Below are 26,126 nucleotides of genomic sequence, written 5' to 3' on the forward strand. Positions count from 1 at the left end.
TTCCTACACAAGTTTTGCCGTTTTCGCTGTGCTATCAGAGTCCAGAGATGCTTGGAAAATGCGGCAGTATCCGTTAAAGACGAACGATGTTCAACACATCGCCCGACAGGCTGACTTGTACCCCGGCCCCCCACAGCGGATCGCGGCGCAAATCTTCCGAAACCTTGTACTGGCCTGCGATGGACACTAGCTCAGCGGTCAACTGCTGGCAAAAAATACGGGCCTTGGTGTCACCTTTTATGCCGGCCAGGGCACGACCACGCATGGGGCCGTATACATGGATGTTTCCATCGGCGAGAAGTTCCGCCCCCGGGCTGACCGGGGCGATGACGACAAGGTCGCCACCCTGGGCGTAAATCTGCTGCCCGCCCCGTACGGGAGAGGTGATGATCTTTGTCGGCTTGATCGTCGGCTCCGGCGGTTTCTCCGGTTTTTTCTTCTCTTCGCCGACCAACGGGTCGAGCGGACGCTCGCGGGCACCCGACGGCGGCAGTACTGGCAGTTCAATGGCGATTGCCGCGGCGATGTCTTCGATACGGCTGGCACGGATCGCCAGGGTGCGCAGGCCATGCTGGCGGCACACGCGCATCAGCCCGGGCAGGTCGACCGCGCCCTGGCCGGCCGGGAGCTTGTCCAGGGCCAGCACCAGCGGTGCATTGTTGAAGAAGTTCGGCGCCAGGGCGACCTTGGCGGCGAGCTGGCGGTCCAGGGCATCAAGGTCGTTGCGGGCCAGTTCCAGCACGGTAATGGCGAGCATGCTGCCTTTCAACTGGAACACGGGATCTTGGTCTAGCGGTTCGGTTTGGCTCATGGTCGGCAAAGCGGCTTGTCACGAAAAGTGTCGAGACTTATAACGAGAACATCCGCTAGCCGCAAGCCGGGTCGAACCGTTGTAGAATGCGCGGCCGTTGTCTTTACCGGAATCTTGAATGGATCGCCCGCGTTTTCGAGCTGTATTTTTTCATCCGCGCTTCTGGCTGTTATGGCTGGGGCTGGGTTTGCTGTGGCTGATTGTGCAGTTGCCGTACCGGGCTTTACTGGGGATTGGCCGTGCCTTGGGGGCGGGAATGTACCGGGTGGCCGGTGAACGTCGACGTATCGCCGCACGAAACCTGGAACTGTGCTTCCCGGAAAAGTCCGCTAAAGAGCGTAAACATTTGCTCAAGGAAAACTTTGCCTCCACCGGCATCGCGTTCTTCGAGATGGCCATGAGCTGGTGGTGGTCCAAGCCGCGCCTGGCGCGCCTGGCCCATGTCGAAGGGCTGGAGCACCTCAAGCAGGCGCAACTGGAAGGCAAGGGCGTGATCCTCATGGCCCTGCATTTCACCACCCTGGAAATCGGCGCCGCCTTGCTCGGGCAGAAGCACACCATCGACGGCATGTACCGCGAGCACGGCAATCCCTTGTTCGATTTCGTCCAGCGCCGTGGCCGCGAGCGGCACAACCTCGACTCCCTGGCCGTAGAGCGCGAAGACGTGCGCGGCATGCTCAAGCTGCTGCGGGCCGGTCGTGCGATCTGGTACGCACCGGATCAGGACTACGGCGCCAAGCAAAGTATCTTCGTGCCATTGTTCGGCATTCAGGCCGCCACCGTGACCGCCACCAGCAAGTTCGCCCGCCTGGGCAAGGCACTGGTGGTGCCGTTCACCCAGGAACGCCTGGCCGACGGCAGCGGTTATCGCCTGGTGATCCATCCGCCGCTGACCGACTTCCCCGGTGAAACCGACGAGATCGATTGCCTGCGCATCAACCAGTGGGTCGAAGCCTCCGTGCGCGAATGCCCCGAGCAATACCTGTGGACGCACCGCCGCTTCAAGAGCCGGCCGCCAGGTGAACCTAAACTGTATGAAAAACGCCGCCGTTGATCTGAAGTCCCCAAGCACCATGGAGTGATGCAATGCGCCCAGCTGAACCGGTCACAGGCTTGATTCTTTCCGGCGGCGGGGCGCGAGCCGCCTATCAGGTGGGGGTACTGGCGGCGATTGCCGAGCTGTTGCCGCCGGGCGCGGCCAATCCGTTTCCGGTGATCGTCGGCACCTCGGCCGGGGCGATCAATGCAGTGAGCCTGGCCAGTGGCGCCATGGACTTTACCGCCGCCATCCAGCGCCTGACCGCCTTCTGGCAGGGCTTTCGCAGCCACCTGGTGCTGCGCAGCGACTGGCCCGGGGTGATCAGCCAGGCCAGTCGATTCCTTATCCACAGCCTGCTGGGGATGGGGGCGCAGGTGCCAGTGGCGCTGCTCAACAGTTCGCCGCTGCGGGACTTGTTGCGCGACAAACTGCACCTGGAAGGCATCGCGCAGTCGATCCGCGAGAAACACCTTCATGCTGTGGCGGTGACCGCGTTCGGGTACGAGTCCGGGCAAGCCGTGACCTTCTATCAGGGCGGCGGCACCATCGATCCCTGGTTGCGGCATCGGCGCATCGGCATTCCCACCCAATTGACCGTTGAACATTTGCTGGCCAGCTCGGCGATTCCGTTGCTGTTTGCGCCGGTCAAACTCGGCCAGGAATATTTTGGTGACGGGGCGGTGCGCCAGTCGGCGCCGATCAGTCCTGCGTTGCACCTGGGCGCCAGCCGCGTGCTGGTGGTGGGGGTCAGTGGCAACCCGCGTGGCAACGATCCATCGAACCCGGCGCGCACCTTCACCGGCCAGGAGCCGACGTTGGCGCAGATCGGCGGGCACATGCTCAACAGCACGTTCATCGATAGCCTGGAAAGCGATATCGAATTGCTCGAGCGCCTGAACCAGTTCAGCCACGTGTTGCCGGCCAACGCGGCGATACAAGGTTTGGCGCCAGTGGAAGTATTGGTGATCGCTCCCAGTCAGCCAATCGACGAAATTGCGGCACGTCACCGCCAGGAATTGCCGGCGGCATTGCGCCTGTTTCTGCGCGGGCCGGGGGCGACCAAAACCAGTGGCGCGGGTGTGCTCAGCTACCTGCTGTTCGAGGCGGGGTATTGCAGCGAATTGATCGAGCTGGGAAGGCGGGATGCGCTGGCCAAGCGCGAAGAGTTGCAGCGGTTCCTGGGCCTGACACCGGACTGAATGTGGGAGCGGGCTTGTGTGGGAGCTGGCTTGCTCGCGAATGCGGTGTGTCAGTCGCCAGATGTATTGACTGACCCACCGTATTCGCGAGCAAGCCCGCTCCCACATAAACCCGATTCCACAGGGGATAGGCGGTGTGGTTAGAAGTGGTACTTCACCAACAGGCTCGCAGTGTCCTGGTTGGTCTCGAACGCGCCGCTGTCCTGGATCCCGTACTTGTTCTTCCAGTAGTCGTATTCGATACCGACATACAACTGCTTCTCGCCCCAATGCAACGCCTTGCCCAGGTCATATTTGATCTGCGGGTTGAAGTGCAGGTTGGCGTGGTAAGTGCCGCGGGCGTTCTTGTCGTTATCCACCACCCAGTCCATGAAGCCGTCGATCAGCACATTGGAGTTGCCCACCGGGATCGTGTACGACCACACCGGTGTGATCTGCCATACGCCGTCACCCGGGCGATTGCCTTCGGTCTGGCGCTGGTAGAAGTTCAGCTGGAAGTAGTCGAAACCAGGGATTGCCAGGTCGAAGCCCGGGCCGAGCAAGTACGACTCGTTGTCGCCTTCGCCGAACTCGTAAGTGAACGCCAGCAACACGTCCTTGATCGGGCCGAACGACAAGTCTTTGTCGAAGATCTTGCCGAACGACAAGCGTGGGCTGAACTCGCCGTAGTAAGTACTCGGGCCGACATTGCCGTCTTCCTTGCCGTTGTAAAAGATGCGGTCGAGGAAGAAGAAGTTGTCGCCGTACTTCCACGCATCGGCGTGTTCGAAGGTCACGGTTTGCTGGATCTGCGGGTTAACAGTGAAGTTCTTGCCCCACAGATAAGTCAGGCTGTTGTTCTGCCACTGCAGCAGATCACCGGCCATGGCCTGGCCCCCGGCCAGCAGGGATCCTGCCAGCATCAGGCTGTTCACGGTACGTTTCATTCGGTTGCTCCCGAGGTAAAGGTTTCTGGTTTTTTTTCTAAGCGGACGCTCTGGTGTGGCGTCTTTTGGCTTGCCGCAAAAATCGTCTGTTCGGTCAGCTTTGATGCTTTTAGCAAGAGCTGCGCCAAGGTGTTTAAAAAGCCAAAAAATCCCCGTCGGCTGTGATGAACACAGTCGAATTCGGAGAGTTTTTGCACACGTTGGCTGCGGACGTGGGGCCCGGATAAGTTGGCCTTGCAGTCAGCTTTTACATTCGCTGTTTTTTTTTGAGTCGATTTGAGCGGGCGCCGAGAATACTGACTCCCAGGCCTGTGCTCAAGTGCGCCGTTAAAGAGCGCGCGGGGCGAGAATGGGGCACGGCGCGTGGCCGGCCCCGGGTGAATGGCGTACATGGTGTGTTCCCTGATCGTTATTGTTTTTGTTGTGACGCAGGAATCAATGTGGGTGTGCGTGAGCGCTTGGGGCAGCGCGTTCGGCGCCACCCAGGATGTTGAATAACAGGTTCAGCGACAGCGCGCTGATCGTGGCCATGGCGATGCCGCTGTGAGTGATCGGGCTCATCCATAGCGGCAGCTGTGCAAAGAATTCGGGACGTACCACCGGGATCAATCCCATGCCGATACTCACCGCCACCAGCAACTGGTTACGACGGTCGGCAATGTCGGCTTCCTGGAGGATCTTGATCCCGGTGGCTGCCACCATGCCGAACATGGCAATCGCCGCGCCGCCCAGCACTGCGGGTGGAATCGACGCTACCAAAAAGGCGGCCTTGGGCAGCAGGCTCAGCACAATCAGGAACGCGCCGGCCACGATCGTCACCGAACGGCAGCGCACGCCGGTCATCTGCACCAGGCCGATGTTCTGCGCGAACGAGGAGTGGGTGAAGGTGTTGAAGAACCCGGCAAAAAACGATGCGCCGGCGTCACACAACAGGCCACGGCGGAGCATTTTCGGCGTGACTTCCTGGCCGGTGATCTTGCCCAGGGCGAGGAACATCCCGGTGGACTCGACGAAGATGATCACCACCACCAGGCACATCGACAGGATCGGCGCCAACTCGAACTTGGGCATGCCGAAATGCAGTGGCGTCACCACTTGCACCCACGGGGCGCGCGCCAGGCCGCTGAGGTCGACCATGCCGATCATCCCGCACAGCCCGTAGCCGAGGGCCATGCCGATCAGCACCGAGATATTCACCCAGAAGCCGCGCATGAAACGGTTGATCAGCAGGATGGTGGCCAGCACCAGCGCGGCAATCGCCAGGTAAATCGGTGAGCCAAACGTGGACGCCGCTGCGCCACCGCCGGCCCAATTGACCGCGACGGGAAACAGCGAAAGACCAATGGCGGTGATCACGGTACCGGTCACCAGCGGTGGAAAGAAGCGCACGACCTTGGACATGAACGGCGCGATCACCATGCCGAAAAAACCGGCGGCGATGGTCGCACCGAAGATCCCCTGCAGACCGATGCCGGGCATGCCGGCCATGGCCACCATGCTGCCGACAGCGGCGAAACTGGCGCCCATCATCACCGGCATACGAATGCCTACCGGGCCGATGCCGAAGGACTGGACCATGGTTGCGATGCCCGCCACCAGCAGGTCGGCGTTGATCAGGAAGGCGATTTCTTCACGGCTCAGGCCCGCGGCCTGGCCGATGATCAAAGGCACGGCGACGGCGCCACCGTACATCAGCAAGACGTGTTGCAGGCCTACCAGAATCAGTTGCAAGAGGGGCAGCCGCACCATGGCGGGCGCGGCAGGAGTCTGCGTTTCTAGCTGGGACATGCAACACCTCGGATCTTTTTATTGTTGTGTTGTTCGGCATTCAATTGCCGGGTGGAACTCATTCGTCAAAGCACACCGCAGATCCCATGTGGGAGCGGGCTTGCTCGCGAACGCGGTGGTTCAGTCACCTGAAGTGTTGAATGACACACCGCATTCGCGAGCAAGCCCGCTCCCACACTAGTCCTGCGTTAATCAGTCAGTTGGTACGCGCCCCCTGAGTGATCCAGGTGCCAATCAAGTCCCGTTCCTGCTGGGTCATCTGGGTGATATTGCCCAGCGGCATGATCTGGCTGGCCACGGCCTGTGCCTGGATGCGCGGGGCCATTTGCTGGATCTGCTGCGGCGTATCAAACATCACCCCGGCCGGCGCGGTGCTGAACAGCGGGCTTGTCGGCTTGGCCGAATGGCACACCGCGCAGCGCTCCTGGATCACCCCGTGGACCTTGTCAAAATCAATCGATGCCTGGGCCGGTGCTGCTTCGGCAGGTGCCGGTGCAGGTGCCGCTGGAGCAGCCGGTTTAAGCCCGCCACCCAACGCCGTTTCCGGCAGCGGCTGGTATTCGATGGCCGCAGGAGCCTTGGCCACATCCGGTGCAGTCGCCACCGGTTTTGGGCCGGTCACGTAGGCCAGGCAAATCATCGCCAGCGCGCCAACCGGCAAGGTCCAGGCGTATTTCTGGCTGTTGTGACGGGTGTTGAAGTAGTGACGCACCAACACCGCCGCCACCGCGATACCTGCGAGGATCAGCCAGTTGTATTGGCTGCCGTAGGTGCTCGGGAAGTGGTTGCTGATCATGATGAACAGCACCGGCAAGGTGAAGTAGTTGTTGTGGCGCGAACGCAGCAAACCCTTGGCCGGCAGTGCCGGGTCGGGTGTGCGGTTTTCGGCGATGGCCGCCACCAGTGCACGCTGGGCCGGCATGATGATGCGGAACACGTTGCCCACCATGATGGTGCCGATCACGGCGCCCACATGCAGGTACGCACCACGGCCGCTGAACACTTTGCTGAAGCCGTACGCAGCGGCAATCAACAGCACGAACAGGATCAGGCCGAGCAGGGCGGGGCGCTTGCCCAGTGCCGAGTCGCAGAGAAAGGAGTAGATGAACCAGCCGGCCAGCAGCGAGCCGAGGCCCAGCAACACACCTTCTGGACCGCTGAGGCTGCTGCCCGGGGCCAGCAGGTACAAGGTCGGGTTGGCGTAGAACACCACGCACAGCAGCGCGATGCCGGACATCCAGGTGAAGTAGGCTTCCCATTTGAACCAGTGCAGGTTGTCCGGCATGGTCGGTGGGGCCAGTTTGTATTTTTCCAGGTGGTAGATACCGCCACCGTGGATCGCCCACAAGTCACCGGCGAGGCCGTCCTTGGGGTTGACGCGGTTGAGGTTGTTTTCCAGCCAGACGAAGTAGAACGAAGCGCCGATCCAGGCGACGCCAGTGATCATGTGAACCCAGCGCACGCTCAGGTTCAGCCATTCCATCAAATGTGCTTCCACAGTCTTTACCTCTCGCCTGTCACTCTGTCGTCGAGTGATCAGACCTTCTCTTATTGGTGGGGGGCGAGGATCAACCGCTCATCCTCTTTGAAAAAATGCTCATCGCAGTTATTGCCTGTGCCACTGCGATCAACCACCAGGAAGTCATCCCGCTTTTCGATCGTCAGCACCGGGTGGTGCCAGACGCCGCGATGGTAATTAATGCCCTGCCTGCCGTTGGTAACGAAGGCGCGGACCAAGCCCGATACAGGTTCATCGCCAAGTGGCGCGACCACGATCAGAAAGGGGTTGCCGAGCAGCGGGATGAAAGCCTGGCTGCCCAGCGGGTGTCGTTCCAGCATGCACACGGTCAGCGGCATGTCCTGCGCGTCGGCGCGGAAGATGCTGATGATCGCGTTATCTTCTGGCGTGGCGGTTTCAACCGTCGCCAGTTTATGGAAGCGCATGGTCGACCCGTTGTTGATCATGAAGTGATCGCTGCCATCGGTTTCGATAACGTCTCCGAAAGGGGCGAAGGCTTCTTTGGTCAGGGGTTCGATCATCAGTGTGCGCATGGCTGTCTTCTTATCCGGATTCTGTGTTGTTTGCTTTTGTGGCGAGGGAGCTTGCTCCCGCTGGACTGCGTAGCAGTCCCATTTCCTGGGGCCGCTTCGCGACCCAACGGGAGCAAGCTCCCTCGCCACAGGTTCACCGCTTACTTCGAGACCTTACCGAGAACCCGCAGGCGGCTCACACCACCATCCGGGAACACATTCAGACGAATGTGGGTGATCGGGCCCAGCGCCTTGATCTGCTCGGCAAACGTGTGTTCAGCGTGCATTTCCAGTTTCTGCGCCGGCAGCAGTTCGCGCCAGAACAGCGATTGGGTTTCGATCTGGCTGTCGGTGCCGCCCTTCACGAATGCGCCCTGGATCGAGCAAGTGTCCGGGTAGTTGCCCTTGAAGTGCAGGGTGTCGACCACGATCTTCTCGATCTCGCCCGGGTGGCCCAGTGCGACGATCACCCAGTCATTGCCCGGCGTACGACGACGTGCGGTTTCCCAGCCGTCGCCCATGTTGATGCCACGGCCCGGGTTGAGGATGTTGCTCATGCGCCCGAAGTGTTCATCGGAGCAGGCCAGTGCGCGGCCGCCGTTCAATGCAGCAGCCAGGTCCACCTGTTCGTTGTCGCCCACCGCCGACCAGTCGCGGAACGGAATGCCGTACACACGCAGACGGGCCACGCCACCATCCGGGTAGATGTTGAAACGCAGGTGGCTGAAGGCCTGGTCGTTGTTGATCTCGTGGAAGTGATGGCTGTTGCCTTGCAGCTCTACAGCCGACAGCACTTCAACCCATTGGGTGTTGTCATCCGGCTCGCCGCTCGCGAGGAAGCAGGCTTCCAGGGACGCCGATGGCGGGAAGTTGCCGGTGAAGAATGAAGTGTCGATGTCCACGCCTTTGATCGAACCCGGTACGCCCAGGCGGATAACTGCGCTGTCGTAGCCTTCGAAGCGCTTGCGGCGCGACTCCCAGCCGTCCATCCACTTGCCGTTGTCATCGAAAACGCCCTCCTTCCACACGGCCGGGGTCGGCTGGAACAGGCGGTTGGCGTCGGCGAACCAGTCATCGGTGACAGAGATGATCTTGGTGCCCAGGCGGGCGTCGGCCAGGTTGACGAACTTTTCGAAAGGTACGGGTTGCGCTTTCATTCTTCTTGTCTGCCTTAAAGTAAGTGGCTTGGGATGCTCGCCAGGCCCTGGGCGTTCATGAATCGCTCGGGCCAGGTCTGCTAAAGGGTCAGTAATCGGAACAACGCGATTTTATTGATCTCGGCCAGCGCGCATTTGAACTCGGCTTCCACCGAGTTGTGAATGCGCGTTTCAAACGCGGCAAGGATCTGGTGCCGGTTGCTGCCTTTTACCGCCATGATGAAGGGAAACTTGAACTTGGCCTTGTAGCCATCGTTCAGCTCGGTGAAGCGCGAAAACTCGTCGCTCGAGCATTGGTGAATACCGGCGCCAGCCTGTTCATTAGTGCTGGCTTCGGTCAACTGGCCCTGGACGGCCGCTTTGCCCGCCAGGTCCGGGTGAGCGTTGATCAGGGCCAGTTGGCTGGTGTGATCGGCGCTCAACAGGATGTCGCTCATGCGGTGGTGCAGGGTTTCGATCTCGTCGATCGAAGCGTCCTGGCCCAGGTCGAAGGCCTTTTCGGCCACCCATGGCGAATGTTCGTAGATGTCGGCGAAGGCTTTGACGAATTCGTCGCGGCTCAGGCTCGACGGTTTCAGGGTTTGGAACGCGGTCATTTGGCGGCTCCCTGGAAAGGGTGTACGTCATGCCAGTGACGGGCGATGTCGACGCGGCGGGTAAACCACACCTGGTCATGGCCCTTGGCGTATTCGATAAACCGCTTGAGGGCGGCCAGGCGTGCCGGGCGGCCGATCAGGCGGCAGTGCAAGCCGATGGAGAGCATTTTCGGTGCGTCCGCGCCTTCGGCATACAGCACGTCGAAGGCGTCTTTCAGGTATTCGAAAAAGTCGTCGCCCTTGTTGAAACCCTGGACCTGGGTGAAGCGCATGTCGTTGGTGTCCAGGGTGTAGGGGATCACCAGGTGCGGCTTGCCGGTCGGGTTGTTGGGTTCCCAGTAGGGCAGGTCGTCGTCATAGGTGTCGCAGTCATAGAGGAAGCCGCCTTCCTCCATCACCAGCCGCCGGGTGTTGGGGCCGGTGCGGCCGGTGTACCAGCCCAGTGGGCGCTCGCCGGTGAGTTCGGTGAGGATGCGGATCGCTTCGAGCATGTGCTCGCGTTCCTGGGCCTCATCCATGTATTGGTAGTCGATCCAGCGGTAGCCGTGGCTGCAGATCTCGTGGCCGGCGGCGACCATCGCGCGGATCACATCCGGGTGACGCTGGGCGGCCATGGCCACGGCGAAGATGGTCAGCGGGATATCGAATTCCTTGAACAACTTGAGAATGCGCCACACGCCGGCCCGGCTGCCGTATTCGTACAGCGATTCCATGCTCATGTTGCGCTCGCCTTGCAGCGGTTGCGCCGAGACCATCTCGGACAGGAAGGCTTCCGACTCTTTGTCGCCGTGCAGGATGTTGCGCTCACCACCTTCTTCGTAGTTGAGTACGAACGACAGGGCGATACGGGCCTTGCCCGGCCAGTGTGGGTGAGGAGGGTTACTGCCGTAACCGATCAGGTCGCGTGGGTAGTCAGCGCTCACTGCAGTCTTCCTTCTTGTTCGTGGTAGCGGTGTGTGTGGCGGCCGGGCAGCGGAAAGGCTGGGTGGCGTCACAACGATGACTGATTGTATACAACTTAGTGTGCACTTTGTAAGCCTGTATTTCTGCATTTTTTCCGCAGGGTCTTTGCAGAATAGCACTGCAAGAAACCTGCCTGACTGGTCAGCTAAATTGAAAAAAACCTCATTCACTGTAGGAGCGAGCTTGCTCGCGAAAAACCTGAGAGCGCCTCGTTAACCCTGAAGCGCTGCGTTATCGTTAACGATCTTCGCGAGCAAGCTCGCTCCTACAGTATCGGCGTCAGCAACGGAACGCAGGCTTGTTGAATTTATTGTGTACAATTTTTTTGAAAAGTGTCTTAATCAGCCATCGCCGACTTTTTCAGTGACCTGAAAAGGTGCGGTCTTTCACTTTTTACTGACTTCGGGAGGCGCGCAGACGCTATGGGACGTTTGACCACACACGTATTGGACGCCGCGCATGGCTGCCCTGGCAGCGCAATCAAGGTTGAGTTGTACCGTGTCGAGGGCGCACAGCTTGAGCTGGTCGCCAGCACCCTGACCAACAGCGACGGCCGCTGCGATGCACCCCTGCTGCAAGGCGATGACTACCGCAGCGGTGTCTATCAGTTGCAGTTCAGCGCCGGTGATTACTACCGCGCCCGCGGTGTGCAACTGCCCGAACCTGCATTTCTCGATGTGGTGGTGCTGCGCTTCGGCATCAGCGCCGAACAGGATCACTACCACGTGCCTTTGCTGATTTCGCCTTACAGCTACTCCACCTATCGCGGTAGCTGAGTCGTCACCGCGCTTCACACCCCCAAAGCTCTTCGTTGGTTTTTCGCCCGCTCACACTGCGGGCTTTTTTTCGCCTGCTGATTGCACAATAAAGGCGGCCCCGATCGTCAGTGCGATCGGGGCTGGATCTTCAGCGGCTCAATAGCGACGCAGCGCCGGCGCCTGTGAACAAGCCCGCGCTGATCCGGTTGAACCAGCTCTGGCCCCTGCCGCTGCGCAGGTAGCGCGCGGCGCCATGGGCGCCGAGGCCGTAGGCCAGTTTGCACAGCAGGTCGAGCACGGTCCAGGTGGCGATCATGATCAGCAACTGCGGCAAAAAGGCCTGCTGGGCACTGAGGAATTGCGGCAGGAAGGCGGCGAAAAACAGGATGTCCTTCGGGTTGCTGGCGCCCAGCACAAAGGCCCGGCCAAACAGCGCACGAAATCGCGGGGTGGCGGCCACTTGCGGTACGTCGGCGACGTGCGCCGGTTGCCGGGATTGCTGCCAGCTCTGCCAGGCGAGGTAGAACAGGTACAGCGCGCCGACGATCTTCAGGGCGCTGAACAGCTGTTCCGAGGCCAACAACAACGCACCCAAACCCAGCGCCGAGGCGCTCAGCAGGCAGATCGAAGCAATCACCCCGCCGAGAAAGGCCGGGTACGAACGGCGCAGGCCGTAGTTCAGGCTGTTGCTGATCATCAATAAGGACAGGGGGCCGGGGATCAGGATCACCACCAGCGCAGCGCCGCTGAACAGCAGCCAGGTTTCCAGACTCATTGCATTCCTCCATTCGTACAAAAGCCCCACCCGACGGGGTGAGGCAGGGTCAAGCGGGTTGGCCTACAGGAACGCGAACTTGGCGATGAAGATCGCGCAAAGCACCCACAGGCTGATGGAAATTTCCTTGTGTTTACCCGTGCCGGCCTTCAGCGCCACGTAGGTGATGAAACCCAGGGCGATGCCGTCGGCCACCGAGAAGGTCAGGGGCATCATGATGGCCGTGACGATCGCCGGAATGCTGTCGGTGGCGTCGTCCCAATTGATATGGGCCATGCCGCTCATCATCAGCATCGCCACATAGATCAACGCGCCGGCGGTGGCATAGGCCGGAATCATGCCAGCCAGCGGGGCAAAAAACATCGCTGCGATAAACAACACGCCAACCGTAACCGCCGTCAGCCCGGTGCGGCCACCGGCGGCAACCCCGGCGGCGCTTTCCACGTAACTGGTGACTGGCGGCACGCCGACCATGGCGCCGAACACGCTGGAGGCGCTGTCGGCTTTCAGGGCGCGGGAGAGGTTTTCGATCTTGCCGTCGGCATTCACCAGGCCTGCGCGCTGGGCCACGCCCATCAGGGTGCCGGCGGTGTCGAACATGTGCACAAACAGGAAGGCGAACACCACGCTGATCATGCTGACGTTGAACACGCCCATCACGTCCATGGCCATCCAGGTCGGCGCCAGGCTTGGCGGGGTGGCCAGGATGCCGTGGTACTCCACCAGGCCCAGGCCCCAACCGGCGAGGGTCACGGCGATGATGCTGATCAGGATCGCGCCGAATACCCGGTGGTAGCTGAGGATCGCAATCAACAGGAAGCAGATGGCCGCCAGCAATGGGGCGGGTTCATGCAGGGAGCCGAGCTTGATCAGGGTGGCCGGGCTTTGCACGATGATGCCGGCGGTTTTCAGGCCGATCACCCCGAGAAACAATCCGACGCCGGCGCCCATGGCATGGCGCAGGCTCACCGGAATGCTGTTGAGCAGCCACTCGCGAATGCGTGAGAGCGTCAGGATCATGAACAACACACCGGAGATAAACACCGCACCCAGTGCCGTCTCCCAGTTGTAGCCCATGGTCCCGACCACGGTGTAGGTAAAAAACGCGTTCAGGCCCATGCCCGGCGCCAGGCCTACTGGCCAGTTGGCGTACAGGCCCATCAGCAGGCAACCCAGCGCGGCGGCGATGCAGGTGGCGACAAACGCCGCGCCGTGATCGATGCCGGCGTCGGCCATGATGTTGGGGTTGACGAAGATGATGTAGGCCATGGTGATAAAGGTCGTGAGGCCAGCGATCAGCTCGGTCTTCACTGTGGTGCCATGCAAGCGGAGTTTGAACAGGCGTTCCAGCCAACCGTTGTGGGTTGGCGAGAGGTCGAGCGTAGGGGCTTCGGATTTGCGGCTTTCCACAGCAAGTACTCCTCAAGAGTTTTATTGTTATTTCCAGCGCCGGACACATGAGTGGGCAGCAGCGCTTTGAGGTACCAGCGGGTTTTGTTGACCAATAGGTCAGGAACTCGCACGAAGCGAATTATGCTTTTGTATACAAATAAAGCAAATAATGTTTTCTATTTTGTGTGCGAAAGGGGATGAAAGGCAATTCAGGATTGGCCACTGAGTGCCTTGTTTACCGCCAGCCAGCCTTCTACCGCCGTCTCGCCTGCCTCGGCAAACGCCCGTTGCAGCAGCTTTACCTGTTCGCGCCGCAGCGATTGTTCGAAACGCCGGCCTTCCTCGGTCAACTCCAGCAGGCGCTTACGCTTGTCGGTCTCGGACGCCACGCTGTCCACCAGGTGCATTTCCTGCAGTTGGCGCAACGGCATGTTCAGCGCCTGTTTGCTCACGCCGAGCAGTTCCAGCAGCTCCTTGACGCTCAAGGCCGGGTAGCGCGCAATAAAAAACACGATGCGTTGATGCACCCGGCTCAAGCCGCGGCGCTCCAGCATTTCGTCAGCCTTGGCGGTGAACGCCTGGTAGCCGAAGAAGAAGGCTTCCATGGCGGTTTGCTGGCTGGTCTGGTTTTTAAGGTCAAGCATATTGACGTATCCGCCCAAGTCGTCGTAATTTCGGTCAAGCAGTTTGACGTATTTTCCCCAGGCTTTGCTACCGGTGACCCTTATGGCCTTCTCAGAACGTGTTTCGCGTCTTAAAAGCTCCCTGATCCGTGAAATCCTCGCGGCGGCGCAAAAGCCGCAGGTGATGTCCTTTGCCGGTGGCCTGCCGGCCGAAGTGATGCTGCCCACGCTGGATTGGGAAGGCATGCCGCTGAATATCGGCCAATACGGCATGAGCGAAGGCGAGCCACAGTTGCGTGAATTGCTGGCGGCCGAGGCGCGGGTGCTGGGTATTGCCTGCGATGTGCGCCAGGTCATGGTGGTCAGCGGCTCCCAGCAAACCCTGGACCTGGCGGCCAAGCTGTACATCGACAAGGGCACCAAAATCCTCTTGGAAGGCCCGACTTACCTTGCGGCATTGCAGATTTTCCAATTGTTCGGCGCCGATTGCCTGACCGTACAGCTTGAGGCGGACGGTCCGGACCTCAGAGCCTTGCGCAGCAGCCTTGAGCAGCATCGCCCGTCCTTCGTCTACCTGATCCCGACGTTCCAGAACCCTTCGGCGGTGCGCTACAGCGATGCCAAGCGCGAGGCCGTCGCCGCGTTGCTGGACGAGTTTGGCGTAACCCTGATCGAAGACGAACCCTACCGCGAACTGACCTTCGACGGCGGCAGCGCGCAACCCATCGTCAGCCGACTGAAAAAGGCCAGCTGGATCTACACCGGCACCGTATCCAAGACCTTGTTGCCCGGCCTGCGGGTCGGCTACCTGATCGCCAGTCCGGACCTGTTCCCGCACCTGCTCAAACTCAAGCAGTCAGCCGACCTGCATACCAACCGCGTTGGCCAGTGGCAGGCGATGCAATGGATCGGCACCGAGAAATATCAGCATCACCTGGTAGAGTTGCGCAGCTTTTACCGGGGCCGGCGCGACGCTTTCCAGGCTGCACTGGCGCGGCATTTCAGCGACCTGGCCGACTGGCAAATACCCCAGGGCGGATTATTCTTCTGGCTGACCTTGAAACAGCCGCTCGATACCCGCACCTTGTTGGCACCTGCGCTCGACCAGGACATCGCGTTCATGCCCGGTGAACCGTTCTTTTCCGAGCCGGACAATCATCACGGTCACCTGCGGCTCAATTTCAGCCATATCGACCCGGCGCGCTTGGACGAAGGTCTCAAGCGTCTCGCTGCGGTGGTCCGTCAAGCACAGCACGCGCAAGCGGCATAGGGGAGCCTCCATGTACAAGGTCTACGGCGATTACAAATCGGGCAACTGCTACAAAGTCAAACTCATGCTCAGCCTGTTGGGCATCGACTATGAGTGGATCGATGTCGACATCCTGAAGGGCGACACCCAGACCGCGGAGTTCCTGGCCAAGAACCCCAACGGCAAGATCCCGGTGCTGGAGCTGGAAGACGGTACCTGCCTGTGGGAGTCCAATGCGATTCTCAACTTCCTGGCCGATGGCAGCGAGTTCCTGCCCAGCGAACCGCGCCTGCGCACCCAGGTTCTGCAGTGGCAGTTTTTCGAGCAGTACAGCCACGAGCCGTACATCGCGGTGGCGCGGTTTATCCAGTTTTACCTGGGGCTGCCGGAAGATCGCCTGGAGGAATATAAGAAGCTGCACAAGGGCGGTTATAAAGCCCTGAAGGTGATGGAGCGCCAGTTGCAATTGACACCGTATCTGGTGGGCGACCAATTCTCGATTGCCGACGTGGCGCTGTATGCCTACACCCATGTGGCGGATGAAGGTGGCTTTGACCTGAGCGCCTATCCAGGCGTGCAGGCGTGGTTGAAGCGCGTGGCCAGCCATCCCAAGCATGTGCCGATGCTGGGCTGAAATGCGGTCAAAAATGTGGGAGCGGGCTTGCTCGCGAAGGCGGTGTACCAGTCAGCACATGTATTGGCTGACCCACCGCCTTCGCGAGCAAGCCCGCTCCCACATTTAGTTTTGCGGTGCGCCAGGTAATTCTTCACTGAGCAACTCAAAACAGCGCTGCGCCGCTGGGCTCAACGGCTGTCCACTGCGACTGATCAACCCGATCTCCCGGTTCACTCCCGGATGATCAATGGTAATCCGCTTCAACCCCTCCAGACTGTCCGCCGCCGATTCCGGCAACACACTGATCCCCAAGCCCTGCCGCACCAACGCCAACACGGTCGACATGTAGTTGGCCTCCATCCCCGCGAGCATCGTCAGGCGTGTTTCATCGAACAACGCGTCCACCTGTTCCCGCACGCTGCTGTCGCGGCCGGTGAGGATGATCGGCTGGTCGGCCAGTTGCTCCAGGCTCAACTTTGCAAAACGAGTCAGCGGATGATCCAGCGGCACGAACGCACATAACCGATCATTCAGCACCGGCACAAACGCCAGTCCATGACTCAGCCGCGCCCGCACACCAATACCGAAATCCACCTCGCCCGAACGCACTTGCGCATGAATGCGGTGAGCAACCAGGTCATGCAAGCGCACCTCGATCCCGGCAAAACGCTCGCGAAACAGGCGCAGGGCGGGAGGCAACGCGCCGGCGCACACGGAGGGCAGGGCGGCGATGGTCACCACGCCTCGACGTAGCGCCGCCAGGTCACGGGAGCCGGTGACGATGTTGTCCAGGTCCAGCAGCAATTTCTCCATCGGCCCGCGTGCATCCAGCCCGGCGGCGGTGATGCTGACGTGGCGCGGGCTGCGGTCGAGCAGCGCGACGCCCAGCCATTCCTCCAGTTGTTGCACCTGCACGGTCAGCGCCGAGGGCGACAAATGCAGTTCGTTGGCAGCCTTGGTAAAACTGCCCGTGCGGGCAACGGCGAGAAACGCCTGGATATGCTGGATCGAATTTTTCATTTTTATTTTGCTCGAGCGTTTTGTTTTTTCGAATGTGGAGTGCCGAATATTCCAATTTACAAAGCCTAACGCGATTCCAATACTCCAGGGAAAACAATAACCGGCCGAAAACGCCGTTCTGGAGCTACCCCATGCTCGCTACCCTGGGTGTCATCACCATCCTGTGCCTGCTCACTGCCGTCATGAGCAAACGCCTGTCGCCACTGGTGGCCCTGATTGCCTTGCCGATCATCGCCGCGCTGCTGGGCGGTTTCGGCCTGCAAACCAGCGCCTTCATCATCACCGGCATCAAGAACGTCGCCCCCGTGGTGGGGATGTTTGTGTTCGCGATCCTGTTCTTCGGGATCATGACCGATGCCGGCATGCTGGATCCAATCATTGATCGCATCCTGCGCACGGTAGGGACGCGTCCTACAAGGATTGTCGTCGGTACCGCGACCCTGGCCCTGCTGGTGCACCTCGACGGCTCCGGCGCGGTGACCTTCCTGGTGACGGTGCCGGCGATGCTGCCGCTGTACACGCGGCTGGGAATTGATAAACGCATCCTCGCGTGTGTGGCGGCGATGGCGGCCGGGGTCAACTTCCTGCCGTGGACCGGCCCGGTACTGCGTTCCTCGGCGGCGCTGCACGTGCCGGTGGCGGACTTGTTCCAGCCGCTGATCCCGGTGCAGATCGTTGGCCTGGTCTTTGTATTCGCCTGCGCCTGGTGGCTGGGCCACCGGGAAGAAAAACGCCTGGGCCTGGGCGCTGGTTCCAGCGTGGACGCCGTGCCGCAACGGGTGCTCAGCGACGATGACATTGCCCTGCGTCGCCCGCGGCTGTTCTGGGTCAACCTGATCCTGACGGTACTGGTGATGGTGGTGATGATCGCCGGTTGGGTCGACCCGGTGGTGATGTTCATGCTCGGCACTGTGGTGGCGCTGTGCATCAACTACCCGAACGTCGATGCCCAGCGCGCGCGGATCGACGCCCACGCAAAAACCGCCCTGACCATGGCCAGCATCCTGCTCGCTGCCGGTGTGTTCACCGGCATCATGCAAGGTACCGGCATGCTCAAGGCCATCGCCGAAGTGGCGGTGGCGCAGATTCCGGCGGGCCACGGCAAGTTGATCCCGGCGGTGGTGGGCTTCCTGTCGATGCCGCTGAGCATGCTGTTTGACCCCGACTCCTACTATTTCGGCGTGATGCCGGTGATCGCCGAAGTCGGCAAGGCCTTGGGCGTCGACCCGCTGCAAGTGGCCCAGGCCTCGTTGCTGGGCGTGCACACCACCGGCTTTCCGGTCAGCCCGTTGACGCCTGCGACCTTCCTGTTGGTGGGCCTGTGCAAGATCGAATTGGCCGATCACCAGCGCTTCACCATCCCCTTTCTGTTTGCCGCGTCGGTGTTGATGACTCTGACGGCTTTGTTCCTGGGAGTGATTTGAAATGAAAACCTTGCGCATCGGTTCCGGCGCCGGCTACTCCGGCGACCGTATCGAACCTGCGGTGGAATTGGCCGAACAGGGCGACCTGGATTACCTGGTCTTCGAATGCCTGGCCGAACGCACCATCGCCCTGGCGCAACAGGCGCGGATCAGCGATCCACAAGGCGGTTACGACCCGCTGTTGAGTGAGCGCATGCGCCGCGTGCTGCCCTTTGTCGGCCGGTCCGAAGGGCGCCGACGCCTGCGGGTAATCACCAATATGGGCGCGGCCAATCCGGTGGCGGCGGCGGTTGAAGTGCGGCGGATTGCCAGTGAATTGGGGCTTAACCTCAAGGTGCTGGCGGTGGTTGGCGACGACGTGCTTGAGACCTTGCGTGCCCAGCCGGAGCAGTTGCTCGACAACGGTCAGACCCTTGGCTCGTTGGGCGAGCGATTGATTTCCGCGAACGCCTATTTGGGCGCCGACGGCATTATCGACGCCTTGCGCGCCGAGGCCGACGTGGTGATCACCGGCCGGGTCGCAGACCCTTCGTTGTTCCTGGCGCCGCAGATGTTCGAATTCGGCTGGGCTGCGGATGATTGGCAACGGCTGGGGCGCGGCACGCTGGTGGGGCATTTACTGGAATGTGCGGGGCAGGTCAGCGGTGGCTACTTTGCCGATCCGGGCTTCAAGGATGTGGACGACCTGGCACGCCTGGGCTTTCCACTGGCCGAGATTGACCCAGACGGCGAGGCCTTGATCACCAAGGTCGCAGGTTCCGGTGGGCGGGTCAGCCGTGCCACGTGCACCGAACAATTGATCTACGAAGTGCACGACCCGGCGGCCTACCTCACACCGGACGTGTGCGCGGATTTTTCCCAGGTGGCGTTTACCGAAGAAGCCGTGGACCGGGTGCGTGCCCACGGCGCGAGCGGACGGCCACGTCCCGAAGCGTTGAAAGTCAGCGTCGGTTATCTGGACGGCTGGATCGGTGAGGGGCAGATTTCCTACGGTGGCCCGGGCGCGGTCGCTCGTGCGCAACTGGCTCGCGATGTGGTCCTGAAACGCTTGGAGTTGACCGGTGTGCGCATGCAGGACGTGCGTGCCGAATTGATCGGCGTCGACTCCCTGCACGGCCCGCGCAGCACGGTTGAACCGTGGGAAGTGCGCCTGCGCATAGCCGCCCGCTGCGCAGAACGCAGCGAGGCGGTGCGTGTCGGCAATGAAGTTGAAACTCTCTACACCAACGGCCCGTCCGGCGGCGGCGGCGCCAGCAAGAGCCTGCGCCAGGTGGTGGCGGTGGCCTCGTTGCTGCTGCCTCGTCACGCGGTCAACCCGAGGATCGAGTCATGAAACTGCACACCCTGGCCCACTCCCGAACGGGCGACAAGGGCGACACCTCGAACATCTCGATCATCGCGTATCGGGCCGAGGACTATCCGCTGCTCTGCAAGCAACTCACGGCTGAGGTGGTGGCGGCATTTTTTGCGCCGTTGCTGGAGGCGGGAGCTGCACCGGTGCGGCGTTATGAACTGCCCAATGTGCAGGCACTGAACTTCGTGTTGCCGGGGATCCTGCGAGGCGGGGTGACGCGGTCGCTGGCGCTGGACGCCCATGGCAAGTGCCTGGGCTCAGCATTGCTGGATCTTGAATTGGCAATACCAAACTAATGTGGGAGCGGGCTTGCTCGCGAAGGCGGAGTGTCAGCCACTACATCTGTGACTGATACTCCGCCTTCGCGAGCAAGCCCGCTCCCACACTGGATCCTCGCTGTTTGTCAGACCGCCGCAAACCGCTTGTCGAGGTAATCGATGATCACCTTGGAGTCGTACATCCAGGTGGTCTGGCCGTTCTCTTCGATGCGCAGGCATGGCACCTTGATCTTGCCGCCTTGCTCCAGCAGGGTCTGGCGGTCCTGCTCGTTGTTCTTCGCATCCTTCAAGGCCACCGGCACGTTCAGGCGGTGCAGGGTGCGGCGGGTCTTCACGCAGAACGGGCAGGCGTGGAATTGATACAGGGTCAGGTCCTTGGCCGCTGCGTTCACCTGCGCCTGTTGTTCGGCAGGGCGCTGCTTTTTGCGCGGACGGGTCAGGAAGTCGCCGGCGATGATGACGTGGCCGAGGCCCACTCGAAGTGCTTTGACGAACATGGCTGAAACCTCTTGCCCTAGACTTAAGGGGGCGCAGCTTACCTGATTTTTCACAGGCGAAAAAAAACCGGCGATGAACGCCGGTTTTTCCAGGTGCCGCGTATTACTTGATCAGGCTGAGAAACTCGCTGCGGGTCGCCGCGTTTTCGCGGAACTCACCCAGCATCACCGACGTGATCATCGACGAATTCTGCTTCTCCACACCGCGCATCATCATGCACATGTGCTTGGCCTCGATCACCACTGCAACGCCCAGGGCGCCGGTGACCTGCTGGACCGCATCGGCGATCTGGCGGCTGAGGTTTTCCTGGATCTGCAGGCGGCGGGCATACATATCGACGATACGCGCGACCTTCGACAGGCCCAGCACTTTGCCGCTCGGGATATACGCGACGTGAGCCTTGCCGATGAACGGCAGCAGGTGGTGTTCGCACAGCGAGTACAACTCGATGTCCTTGACCAGCACCATTTCGCTGTTGTCAGAGCTGAACAAGGCACCGTTGGTGACTTCTTCGAGGGTCTGTTCATAACCGCGGCAGAGATACTGCATGGCCTTGGCGGCACGTTTTGGCGTGTCGAGCAGGCCCTCGCGGGAAACGTCCTCGCCGAGTTGGCCGAGAATCGCGGTGTAATTCTGTTCCAGGGACATGAAACTACCTAGTGGGATTTTCGCAAAGGGCAAGGGTACGGCGGCCAACACATCGCTGCAAGCCTGACGATGGCACTTGTTACTCGTCGCGGCCTTCCATCATGGTGCGCTTGAGCATCACATACACCGCGCCAGCGCCGCCGTGACGTGGCTGGCATGAGGTAAAACCCAGCACCTGGGAGTGCTGGCGCAACCAGGTGTTGACGTGGCTTTTGATCATCGGCCGCTTGCCGTCCAGGCGCACGGCCTTGCCGTGGGTGACGCGCACGCAGCGGATTTCGAATTTGGTGGCTTCGGCGAGGAACGCCCAGAGGGTTTCGCGGGCTTTTTCGACGGTCATGCCGTGCAGGTCGAGACTACCCTCGAACGGGATCTGGCCGACCTTGAGCTTGCGCATCTGGCTTTCCTGCACGCCGTCGCGGGCCCACATCAACTCGTCTTCGGGACCTACATCGATAACGAATTGATCCGACAGGCCGTCCACGGTGGTGGCGTCCGTGCGCACGGTCGCGGCCTGGCGCAGCTTGGCGATCTGGGCGCGATCGGTCTTGGGTTTGCCGGTGTCGGCGCGATCATGCTTGATCGGCTTGACGCCGCGCAGCTCGTTCTTGAATAGGGAAAAATCGTCGTCTTGCATGTCAGCCTCCGCGAAGGGCGGGCAGTTTACCTAATCGCGGCGGCTTGATGCGCAACAAACGCTATCTGTGCGCCATCAGTCGTGCTTTTTCATCAGGTGCGAAGCGATGTTCAGTGACAGCGGTTGGCGCATGCGCCGACGGCAACGGCGCCACAGCCATACGCCGAACCACAGCACCAGCAGGCCGATGACCAAGAGTATTGCAGAACCGCCAGGGCTGGCATTCAGCTCGCCCAGGGCCGGTGAGTGTCCAACCAAACCAGCGCCGCCAGCAATTGCCAGTAGTACGCCACCTATCGCCAACAGCGCGGCAAAGCCGGCGCCGATGCGCAGACGCCAGTTGCTCGGGCCCTTGGGGCGCAAGCGACGAGCATCAAAACCATCGGATATCTTCATTCCGACCTTTCCTCCAGGGTATCGGCCCTTCGACCGGAAGATACACAGGTTGTTCCGGGTACAGAGGCAATTGCAGCAAATGACAGGTATTTGCGGATGAGCGGGCGGCTACCCGCTCATCGAAGGTCGATCAGATCAGATCTTTGGTCAAGGCGAGGGTGGCGAAGTTGTCAGCCATGATGGCCATTTCAGTCTGCTGCACGTGGTCGGCGCTGAGGATGCCGCCCTTGTAAGGCAGGTCGCGGGTGGCGCAGGCGTCTTCCACCAGGGTGCAGCGAAAGCCCAGGTTTTTTGCCGCACGCACCGTGGTGCTGACGCTGGAGTGGCTCATGAAGCCGCAGACGATCAGGTCCAGGGAACCGAGGTCTTGCAGGTGTTTCTCCAGGCCGGTGCCGTGGAAGGCGCTGGGCAGCAGCTTGCCGATGATGGTTTCGTCGGCCTGTGGCTCAAGGCCAGGAATGAACTCACCGCGCTCGCCCTGAGGGTCAAACAACCCGCCGACAGTGCCCAGGTGGCGCACATGCACGATCGGGCGCCCGGCGTTGCGCGCGGCAGCCGCCAGTTGCTTGATATGTTCGACAGCAGCGTCCATGCCCGAGAGGGCGAGGGGACCACTGAGGTATTCCTTCTGGGCGTCGATGATCACGAGGGTCGCATGGTTCAGGTTCGCCGCTGCGTAACCACGACCGCTGAGTTGAAACATCGTCTTTGGAACGGACATTCTGGGGCTCCTGTGAGTGGGGCTTTTGTGACATTGTCCTCTGGCTGAGCGCTTCTGTGAATCGCTACCATCGTAAGGTACGCCGTTGTTGGCGTGCAGCGATGTCAATAGGGCACTACGTTTAGGCAAAAACCACGTTTAAGATGAAATCCGACGTGCGGCAAAGGGTTTTTTCGTACATCGTCGGTACAGCTTAAGACTGTTAGAATCGCCGGTCGTTTTTTCCAGGAGCTTGCCCCCGTGATCACTTCCCGCCTGCGCACCTTGCGCGACCACATCCGATGGGCCGTCAGCCGTTTCCATGGGGAAGACCTGTTTTTTGGCCATGGCACCGACAACGCCTGGGACGAAGCCCGGCAACTGGTGCTCGGCGCCTTGCACCTGCCATGGGAAATTGCCGACAGTTACCTGGATTGCAACCTGGAAGAAGAGGAAATCTCCCACGTGCAACGGTTGCTGCACCGCCGTATCCACGAGCGTGTGCCGACCGCTTACCTGTTGAAGGAAGCCTGGTTCTGCGGCATGTCGTTTATCGTTGATGAGCGTGTATTGATTCCCCGCTCACCGATTGGCGAACTGATCGAAAACCGCTTCGAACCGTGGCTGGGCACACCGCCGGCACGCATTCTGGACCTGTGCACCGGTTCCGGTTGCATCGGTATTGCCTGCGCCTACGAGTTCCAGGACGCCGAAGTGGTACTGGGCGACCTGTCCTTCGAAGCGCTGGAGGTGGCCAACCAGAACATCGAGCGCCATGGCGTCGATGAGCGCGTGTATACCGTTCAGGGCGACGGCTTTGATGGTTTGCCGGGCCAGCGTTTTGACCTGATCGTGTCCAACCCGCCGTATGTCGACGCCGAAGACTTTGCCGACATGCCGGATGAATACCAGCACGAGCCGGAGCTGGGCCTGGCCTGCGGTGACGACGGCTTGAACCTGGTTCGGCGGATGCTGGCCGAGGCGGCAGATCACTTGACCGAGAAGGGCTTGCTGATTGTCGAAGTGGGCAACAGCCAGGTTCACGTCGAGGCGTTGTACCCCGAAGTGGACTTCGCCTGGCTGGAGTTCCAGCGCGGCGGGCATGGCGTGTTCATGTTGACGGCCGAGCAGTGCCGGGCGCATCAGGCGGTGTTTGCCGCCAGGGTTTAACCGCTTCCAAGTGGGTAACGCGGTCAGTGTGGGAGCGGGCTTGCTCGCGAATGCGGTGGCTCAGTCAAGATATCCGGTGACTGACACACCGCATTCGCGAGCAAGCCCGCTCCCACATTTTGATCCGGTTTCAATTGATAAACCGGATTACCGATGTGTCGCAATCCAGATCAACAACCCCGCCTGAAACACGGTAAACGCCACCAGGCACGTAATCGTGAAGCGCAACCCGCTGTCTTCGCGCTTGAACTTGGTGACTTTTTCCTCTTCCTTGCGCAGTTTCACTTCCTGTTCCGCCAGGTTCTGCTCGGCCTGTTGCAGCATCTGCGCCGCTTCCAGAATCTCCACGAACTGCAGCTTTTCGGTGTTCCAGCTGTCCAGCACATCGCTGACCTTGCCCGGCTGCACGTTGCCCTTCAAATGCTGGACATCGGCGTACGCCACATCAAAGCCCTGGATACGCAGGAAGTGATCCCGGCGCAGGCGCGTGGCTTCGTTGAGGGCGTCCTTGTTGGCCAGGTCGACGCCGTCGACGCGGTAGTGCGACCACTTCTTTTTCGCCCAGGCGGCGCCCTGGGCTACCAGGAAACGGCCGATGCCGCGGTTAGCCGGCTCGATCTCCAGGCTGTTGCCCGGGCCAAAGTGCACCCGATGGGTCGCGTGATCGACCCAGATATCCAAATGGTTCTGTTCCCGGCGCACCCGCTGGCCCGGCAACTGAATGACCATGCGCAGCAGGCTGTGGTCCTTGTTGTTGCGTTCGGCCCAGCCAAACTGCACAAAGCGCAGGGGCCGCACGCCCGTGGCACGGTCGGTGGCCAAAGGGGCCAGGCGCAGCATCTTGAAGTGTTCGGCCTGCACCTCCGCCCACGGTAACGCGGCCGATGCGGCGGCCTCGGTGTCAGCCGTGGTGTCGGCGGTAGGTTCGGGTGTTGCTTCGGTGTTCGTCATTCGGCGCGATCCTGTCCAAGCTCTGCGGGTCGACAGGCTTTTTGCTGTCGACCCATGGCTTATCGGCCGTTTTGCTCAGGACTGGAGGGGCAATACTCGCTTAACTGGCGCGAAGTCCGTCGATAAAGCGAACCAGGCGGGTGCCCAGTTCAGCCGCCAGCGGCAACTGCGGGTCGTTATAGGACTCCAGTTGCTGCTTCACGTTGTTGGGCACGATGCGCATCACGTGGTTCATGCCTTCGATCACCGTCAGCTCGGCGTCGGGCTTGGCCTTCTGCAATTGTTGCGCATCGGCCACGCCGACCTGCAGGTCATTGGTGCCCTGGACGATCAGCGCCGGCATGGTCAATTTGGCAAAGGCCGCCGAAGGGTCGGCGCGGAACAGGCTGATCAGATAGGGCTGCACGCTGGGGCGGAAAATGCCCTCAAGGGGGGTGGGCACATCGGCGTCCACCTGGCCGGCCTTGAGGTGATCGAGAATCTGGTTGCTGCGCAGTAACAGCGCTGGAGGCATATGGTCGGCCAGTTGCTGGCGGATCACCTGGTCCACCGGGCGCGCACTGCCCGACAGGGAGATCACCCCGGCCGGGTTGAGCTGCGGGGCGGCGAGGGCGGCCACCAGTGCACCTTCGCTGTGGCCCAGCACAATCAGCGGGCCCATGCGTGGGTCGGCCTTGAGCAACTTGCCCCAGGCCACGGCGTCGGACACGTAGGCATCCAGGGTCAGGTTGCGTTCATCGGGGGTGGCGGCAAGGCTGGCGGCCACGCCGCGCTTGTCGTAGCGCACGCTGGCGATGTTGTGCCTGGCCAGCACCCAGGCCAGGCGCTTGAGGCTGTCGTTGCGTGCGCCGTCGGCGCTGTTGCCGTTGCGGTCGGTGGGCCCGGAGCCGGCGATGATCAGCACCACCGGCACCGGCTTGTCGGATTTGGGCAACAACAGCGAACCAAACAGCTCGCCACTGCCGGTGTCCAGGCTGATGGGCCGTTGCAGCACGACAGGGGAGGCGGCGAAGCCAAGGCTGGAAAACAGAGTGAGGGTCAAAAGCAGAACTCGCAGCATCATCGCGCCATCATGAGGAAGGTGCCGGTTGGACCAACGTCTACCGGTAAGGTTTCGAGGATGAACT

The 26,126-nt window shown here is 61.0% G+C and carries 29 protein-coding genes; 9 read left to right on the forward strand and 20 right to left on the reverse strand.

Translation table 11 applies throughout. From position 1 onward, the window contains the following. Positions 1–73: 73 nt before the first annotated feature. Positions 74–811 (reverse strand): septum site-determining protein MinC, encoded by a 738-nt coding sequence (gene minC, locus HX814_RS01950; protein WP_003209099.1) that lies wholly within the window; start codon positions 809–811, stop codon positions 74–76. Positions 812–929: 118 nt separating this feature from the next. Between minC and HX814_RS01955 the strand changes: the two genes are divergently transcribed. Together HX814_RS01955 and HX814_RS01960 are read left to right on the forward strand one after the other, a co-directional pair. Further along, entirely contained in the window at positions 930–1,865 is a 936-nt protein-coding gene (locus HX814_RS01955) for a lipid A biosynthesis lauroyl acyltransferase (protein ID WP_003209101.1), read from the forward strand. Between the two features lie 32 nt (positions 1,866–1,897). Then, positions 1,898–3,049, forward strand: a complete 1,152-nt coding sequence (locus HX814_RS01960; RefSeq protein ID WP_177009496.1) for a patatin-like phospholipase family protein — start codon at positions 1,898–1,900, stop codon at positions 3,047–3,049. Between the two features lie 140 nt (positions 3,050–3,189). Here HX814_RS01960 and HX814_RS01965 read toward each other — a convergent pair whose 3' ends face one another. The 8 genes from HX814_RS01965 to puuE all read right to left on the reverse strand — a co-directional run bounded on the left by HX814_RS01965 (position 3,190) and on the right by puuE (position 10,470). Beyond that, positions 3,190–3,975, reverse strand: a complete 786-nt coding sequence (locus HX814_RS01965; protein WP_003209104.1) for an outer membrane protein OmpK — start codon at positions 3,973–3,975, stop codon at positions 3,190–3,192. Beyond that, positions 3,972–4,367: a hypothetical protein gene (locus HX814_RS01970; protein ID WP_177009495.1), complete on the reverse strand. Its 396-nt coding sequence runs from the start codon at positions 4,365–4,367 to the stop codon at positions 3,972–3,974. The genes HX814_RS01965 and HX814_RS01970 overlap by 4 nt, the downstream gene beginning before the upstream one ends. Before the next feature lie 43 nt (positions 4,368–4,410). Continuing rightward, positions 4,411–5,763, reverse strand: a complete 1,353-nt coding sequence (locus HX814_RS01975; RefSeq protein ID WP_087694784.1) for a nucleobase:cation symporter-2 family protein — start codon at positions 5,761–5,763, stop codon at positions 4,411–4,413. Between the two features lie 196 nt (positions 5,764–5,959). Next, complete coding sequence (locus tag HX814_RS01980) at positions 5,960–7,261, reverse strand: urate hydroxylase PuuD (protein WP_087694785.1); 1,302 nt, start codon at positions 7,259–7,261, stop codon at positions 5,960–5,962. 50 nt (positions 7,262–7,311) lie between these two features. Then, entirely contained in the window at positions 7,312–7,815 is a 504-nt protein-coding gene (locus HX814_RS01985) for an ureidoglycolate lyase (protein WP_003209110.1), read from the reverse strand. 140 nt (positions 7,816–7,955) lie between these two features. Next, complete coding sequence (gene alc, locus HX814_RS01990) at positions 7,956–8,951, reverse strand: allantoicase (RefSeq protein ID WP_003209112.1); 996 nt, start codon at positions 8,949–8,951, stop codon at positions 7,956–7,958. Between the two features lie 80 nt (positions 8,952–9,031). Beyond that, positions 9,032–9,547, reverse strand: coding sequence for a 2-oxo-4-hydroxy-4-carboxy-5-ureidoimidazoline decarboxylase (uraD, locus tag HX814_RS01995; RefSeq protein WP_177009494.1), 516 nt, complete (start codon positions 9,545–9,547; stop codon positions 9,032–9,034). Further along, positions 9,544–10,470 carry an allantoinase PuuE gene (puuE, locus tag HX814_RS02000; protein WP_008432189.1) on the reverse strand — a complete coding sequence of 309 codons (927 nt, stop codon included), beginning with the start codon at positions 10,468–10,470 and terminating at the stop codon, positions 9,544–9,546. The genes uraD and puuE overlap by 4 nt, the downstream gene beginning before the upstream one ends. A gap of 462 nt (positions 10,471–10,932) precedes the next feature. Here puuE and uraH point away from each other — a divergent pair, with 462 nt between their 5' ends. Next, entirely contained in the window at positions 10,933–11,286 is a 354-nt protein-coding gene (uraH, locus tag HX814_RS02005) for a hydroxyisourate hydrolase (RefSeq protein ID WP_003209117.1), read from the forward strand. Between the two features lie 130 nt (positions 11,287–11,416). Here the strand turns inward: uraH and HX814_RS02010 are convergent, their stop codons facing one another. The 3 genes from HX814_RS02010 to HX814_RS02020 form a co-directional block, all read right to left on the reverse strand. Beyond that, positions 11,417–12,043: a LysE family translocator gene (locus tag HX814_RS02010; protein WP_008432192.1), complete on the reverse strand. Its 627-nt coding sequence runs from the start codon at positions 12,041–12,043 to the stop codon at positions 11,417–11,419. A 63-nt stretch (positions 12,044–12,106) separates the two neighbouring features. Next, a complete protein-coding gene (locus HX814_RS02015; RefSeq protein WP_003212843.1) occupies positions 12,107–13,453 on the reverse strand; it encodes an NCS2 family permease in 1,347 nt (448 codons plus the stop codon). 191 nt (positions 13,454–13,644) lie between these two features. Then, complete coding sequence (locus HX814_RS02020; RefSeq protein WP_003212841.1) at positions 13,645–14,079, reverse strand: MarR family winged helix-turn-helix transcriptional regulator; 435 nt, start codon at positions 14,077–14,079, stop codon at positions 13,645–13,647. 82 nt (positions 14,080–14,161) lie between these two features. On the opposite strand from HX814_RS02020, the gene HX814_RS02025 reads away from it, so the two are divergent. Further along, entirely contained in the window at positions 14,162–15,328 is a 1,167-nt protein-coding gene (locus HX814_RS02025) for a PLP-dependent aminotransferase family protein (RefSeq protein ID WP_177009493.1), read from the forward strand. 10 nt (positions 15,329–15,338) lie between these two features. Continuing rightward, the gene (locus HX814_RS02030; protein ID WP_008432197.1) at positions 15,339–15,941 is read left to right on the forward strand and encodes a glutathione S-transferase family protein; all 603 of its coding nucleotides are present in this window, start codon (positions 15,339–15,341) and stop codon (positions 15,939–15,941) included. A 105-nt stretch (positions 15,942–16,046) separates the two neighbouring features. Here HX814_RS02030 and HX814_RS02035 read toward each other — a convergent pair whose 3' ends face one another. Further along, positions 16,047–16,943, reverse strand: coding sequence for a LysR family transcriptional regulator (locus HX814_RS02035; RefSeq protein WP_003213144.1), 897 nt, complete (start codon positions 16,941–16,943; stop codon positions 16,047–16,049). 131 nt (positions 16,944–17,074) lie between these two features. On the opposite strand from HX814_RS02035, the gene HX814_RS02040 reads away from it, so the two are divergent. Genes HX814_RS02040 through HX814_RS02050 form a run of 3 tightly spaced genes read left to right on the forward strand, consistent with a single transcriptional unit; the run spans position 17,075 to position 20,017 of the window. Beyond that, positions 17,075–18,367: a CitMHS family transporter gene (locus HX814_RS02040; protein ID WP_177009492.1), complete on the forward strand. Its 1,293-nt coding sequence runs from the start codon at positions 17,075–17,077 to the stop codon at positions 18,365–18,367. Position 18,368: 1 nt separating this feature from the next. Beyond that, entirely contained in the window at positions 18,369–19,700 is a 1,332-nt protein-coding gene (locus tag HX814_RS02045; RefSeq protein WP_177009491.1) for an acyclic terpene utilization AtuA family protein, read from the forward strand. Beyond that, positions 19,697–20,017, forward strand: a complete 321-nt coding sequence (locus HX814_RS02050) for a hypothetical protein (protein WP_177009490.1) — start codon at positions 19,697–19,699, stop codon at positions 20,015–20,017. Before HX814_RS02045 ends, HX814_RS02050 begins: the two co-directional genes overlap by 4 nt. A 107-nt stretch (positions 20,018–20,124) precedes the next feature. On the opposite strand, the gene HX814_RS02055 is transcribed toward HX814_RS02050, so the two are convergent. The 5 genes from HX814_RS02055 to HX814_RS02075 form a co-directional block, all read right to left on the reverse strand. After that, a complete protein-coding gene (locus HX814_RS02055; RefSeq protein ID WP_063031984.1) occupies positions 20,125–20,496 on the reverse strand; it encodes a glutathione S-transferase N-terminal domain-containing protein in 372 nt (123 codons plus the stop codon). A gap of 103 nt (positions 20,497–20,599) precedes the next feature. Beyond that, complete coding sequence (folE, locus tag HX814_RS02060) at positions 20,600–21,145, reverse strand: GTP cyclohydrolase I FolE (protein ID WP_003204506.1); 546 nt, start codon at positions 21,143–21,145, stop codon at positions 20,600–20,602. A 79-nt stretch (positions 21,146–21,224) separates the two neighbouring features. Beyond that, positions 21,225–21,782, reverse strand: coding sequence for a Smr/MutS family protein (locus HX814_RS02065; protein WP_003213135.1), 558 nt, complete (start codon positions 21,780–21,782; stop codon positions 21,225–21,227). Positions 21,783–21,857: 75 nt separating this feature from the next. Next, a complete protein-coding gene (locus HX814_RS02070) occupies positions 21,858–22,178 on the reverse strand; it encodes a hypothetical protein (protein ID WP_003213133.1) in 321 nt (106 codons plus the stop codon). A gap of 130 nt (positions 22,179–22,308) precedes the next feature. Continuing rightward, positions 22,309–22,899 carry a cysteine hydrolase family protein gene (locus HX814_RS02075; RefSeq protein WP_003213131.1) on the reverse strand — a complete coding sequence of 197 codons (591 nt, stop codon included), beginning with the start codon at positions 22,897–22,899 and terminating at the stop codon, positions 22,309–22,311. Between the two features lie 240 nt (positions 22,900–23,139). Here HX814_RS02075 and prmB point away from each other — a divergent pair, with 240 nt between their 5' ends. Continuing rightward, positions 23,140–24,048, forward strand: a complete 909-nt coding sequence (prmB, locus tag HX814_RS02080; protein WP_003213129.1) for a 50S ribosomal protein L3 N(5)-glutamine methyltransferase — start codon at positions 23,140–23,142, stop codon at positions 24,046–24,048. A gap of 147 nt (positions 24,049–24,195) precedes the next feature. Here the strand turns inward: prmB and HX814_RS02085 are convergent, their stop codons facing one another. Both HX814_RS02085 and HX814_RS02090 read right to left on the reverse strand, forming a co-directional pair. After that, a complete protein-coding gene (locus tag HX814_RS02085) occupies positions 24,196–24,999 on the reverse strand; it encodes a hypothetical protein (RefSeq protein WP_003213127.1) in 804 nt (267 codons plus the stop codon). 100 nt (positions 25,000–25,099) lie between these two features. After that, the gene (locus HX814_RS02090) at positions 25,100–26,062 is read right to left on the reverse strand and encodes an alpha/beta hydrolase (protein WP_003213124.1); all 963 of its coding nucleotides are present in this window, start codon (positions 26,060–26,062) and stop codon (positions 25,100–25,102) included. Positions 26,063–26,126 lie beyond the last annotated feature (64 nt).

The organism is Pseudomonas sp. C8002 (assembly GCF_013385765.1).
Taxonomy (GTDB): domain Bacteria; phylum Pseudomonadota; class Gammaproteobacteria; order Pseudomonadales; family Pseudomonadaceae; genus Aquipseudomonas.

Bases quoted from the DNA above. Each gene is read 5' to 3' on its own strand.
- minC (WP_003209099.1), bottom strand. From the start codon at position 811: ATGAGCCAAACCGAACCGCTAGACCAAGATCCCGTGTTCCAGTTGAAA.
- HX814_RS01955 (WP_003209101.1), top strand. From the start codon at position 930: ATGGATCGCCCGCGTTTTCGAGCTGTATTTTTTCATCCGCGCTTCTGG.
- HX814_RS01960 (WP_177009496.1), top strand. From the start codon at position 1,898: ATGCGCCCAGCTGAACCGGTCACAGGCTTGATTCTTTCCGGCGGCGGG.
- HX814_RS01965 (WP_003209104.1), bottom strand. From the start codon at position 3,975: ATGAAACGTACCGTGAACAGCCTGATGCTGGCAGGATCCCTGCTGGCC.
- HX814_RS01970 (WP_177009495.1), bottom strand. From the start codon at position 4,367: ATGTACGCCATTCACCCGGGGCCGGCCACGCGCCGTGCCCCATTCTCG.
- HX814_RS01975 (WP_087694784.1), bottom strand. From the start codon at position 5,763: ATGTCCCAGCTAGAAACGCAGACTCCTGCCGCGCCCGCCATGGTGCGG.
- HX814_RS01985 (WP_003209110.1), bottom strand. From the start codon at position 7,815: ATGCGCACACTGATGATCGAACCCCTGACCAAAGAAGCCTTCGCCCCT.
- alc (WP_003209112.1), bottom strand. From the start codon at position 8,951: ATGAAAGCGCAACCCGTACCTTTCGAAAAGTTCGTCAACCTGGCCGAC.
- uraD (WP_177009494.1), bottom strand. From the start codon at position 9,547: ATGACCGCGTTCCAAACCCTGAAACCGTCGAGCCTGAGCCGCGACGAA.
- uraH (WP_003209117.1), top strand. From the start codon at position 10,933: ATGGGACGTTTGACCACACACGTATTGGACGCCGCGCATGGCTGCCCT.
- HX814_RS02010 (WP_008432192.1), bottom strand. From the start codon at position 12,043: ATGAGTCTGGAAACCTGGCTGCTGTTCAGCGGCGCTGCGCTGGTGGTG.
- HX814_RS02020 (WP_003212841.1), bottom strand. From the start codon at position 14,079: ATGCTTGACCTTAAAAACCAGACCAGCCAGCAAACCGCCATGGAAGCC.
- HX814_RS02025 (WP_177009493.1), top strand. From the start codon at position 14,162: ATGGCCTTCTCAGAACGTGTTTCGCGTCTTAAAAGCTCCCTGATCCGT.
- HX814_RS02030 (WP_008432197.1), top strand. From the start codon at position 15,339: ATGTACAAGGTCTACGGCGATTACAAATCGGGCAACTGCTACAAAGTC.
- HX814_RS02035 (WP_003213144.1), bottom strand. From the start codon at position 16,943: ATGAAAAATTCGATCCAGCATATCCAGGCGTTTCTCGCCGTTGCCCGC.
- HX814_RS02040 (WP_177009492.1), top strand. From the start codon at position 17,075: ATGCTCGCTACCCTGGGTGTCATCACCATCCTGTGCCTGCTCACTGCC.
- HX814_RS02045 (WP_177009491.1), top strand. From the start codon at position 18,369: ATGAAAACCTTGCGCATCGGTTCCGGCGCCGGCTACTCCGGCGACCGT.
- HX814_RS02050 (WP_177009490.1), top strand. From the start codon at position 19,697: ATGAAACTGCACACCCTGGCCCACTCCCGAACGGGCGACAAGGGCGAC.
- HX814_RS02055 (WP_063031984.1), bottom strand. From the start codon at position 20,496: ATGTTCGTCAAAGCACTTCGAGTGGGCCTCGGCCACGTCATCATCGCC.
- folE (WP_003204506.1), bottom strand. From the start codon at position 21,145: ATGTCCCTGGAACAGAATTACACCGCGATTCTCGGCCAACTCGGCGAG.
- HX814_RS02065 (WP_003213135.1), bottom strand. From the start codon at position 21,782: ATGCAAGACGACGATTTTTCCCTATTCAAGAACGAGCTGCGCGGCGTC.
- HX814_RS02070 (WP_003213133.1), bottom strand. From the start codon at position 22,178: ATGAAGATATCCGATGGTTTTGATGCTCGTCGCTTGCGCCCCAAGGGC.
- HX814_RS02075 (WP_003213131.1), bottom strand. From the start codon at position 22,899: ATGTCCGTTCCAAAGACGATGTTTCAACTCAGCGGTCGTGGTTACGCA.
- HX814_RS02085 (WP_003213127.1), bottom strand. From the start codon at position 24,999: ATGACGAACACCGAAGCAACACCCGAACCTACCGCCGACACCACGGCT.
- HX814_RS02090 (WP_003213124.1), bottom strand. From the start codon at position 26,062: ATGATGCTGCGAGTTCTGCTTTTGACCCTCACTCTGTTTTCCAGCCTT.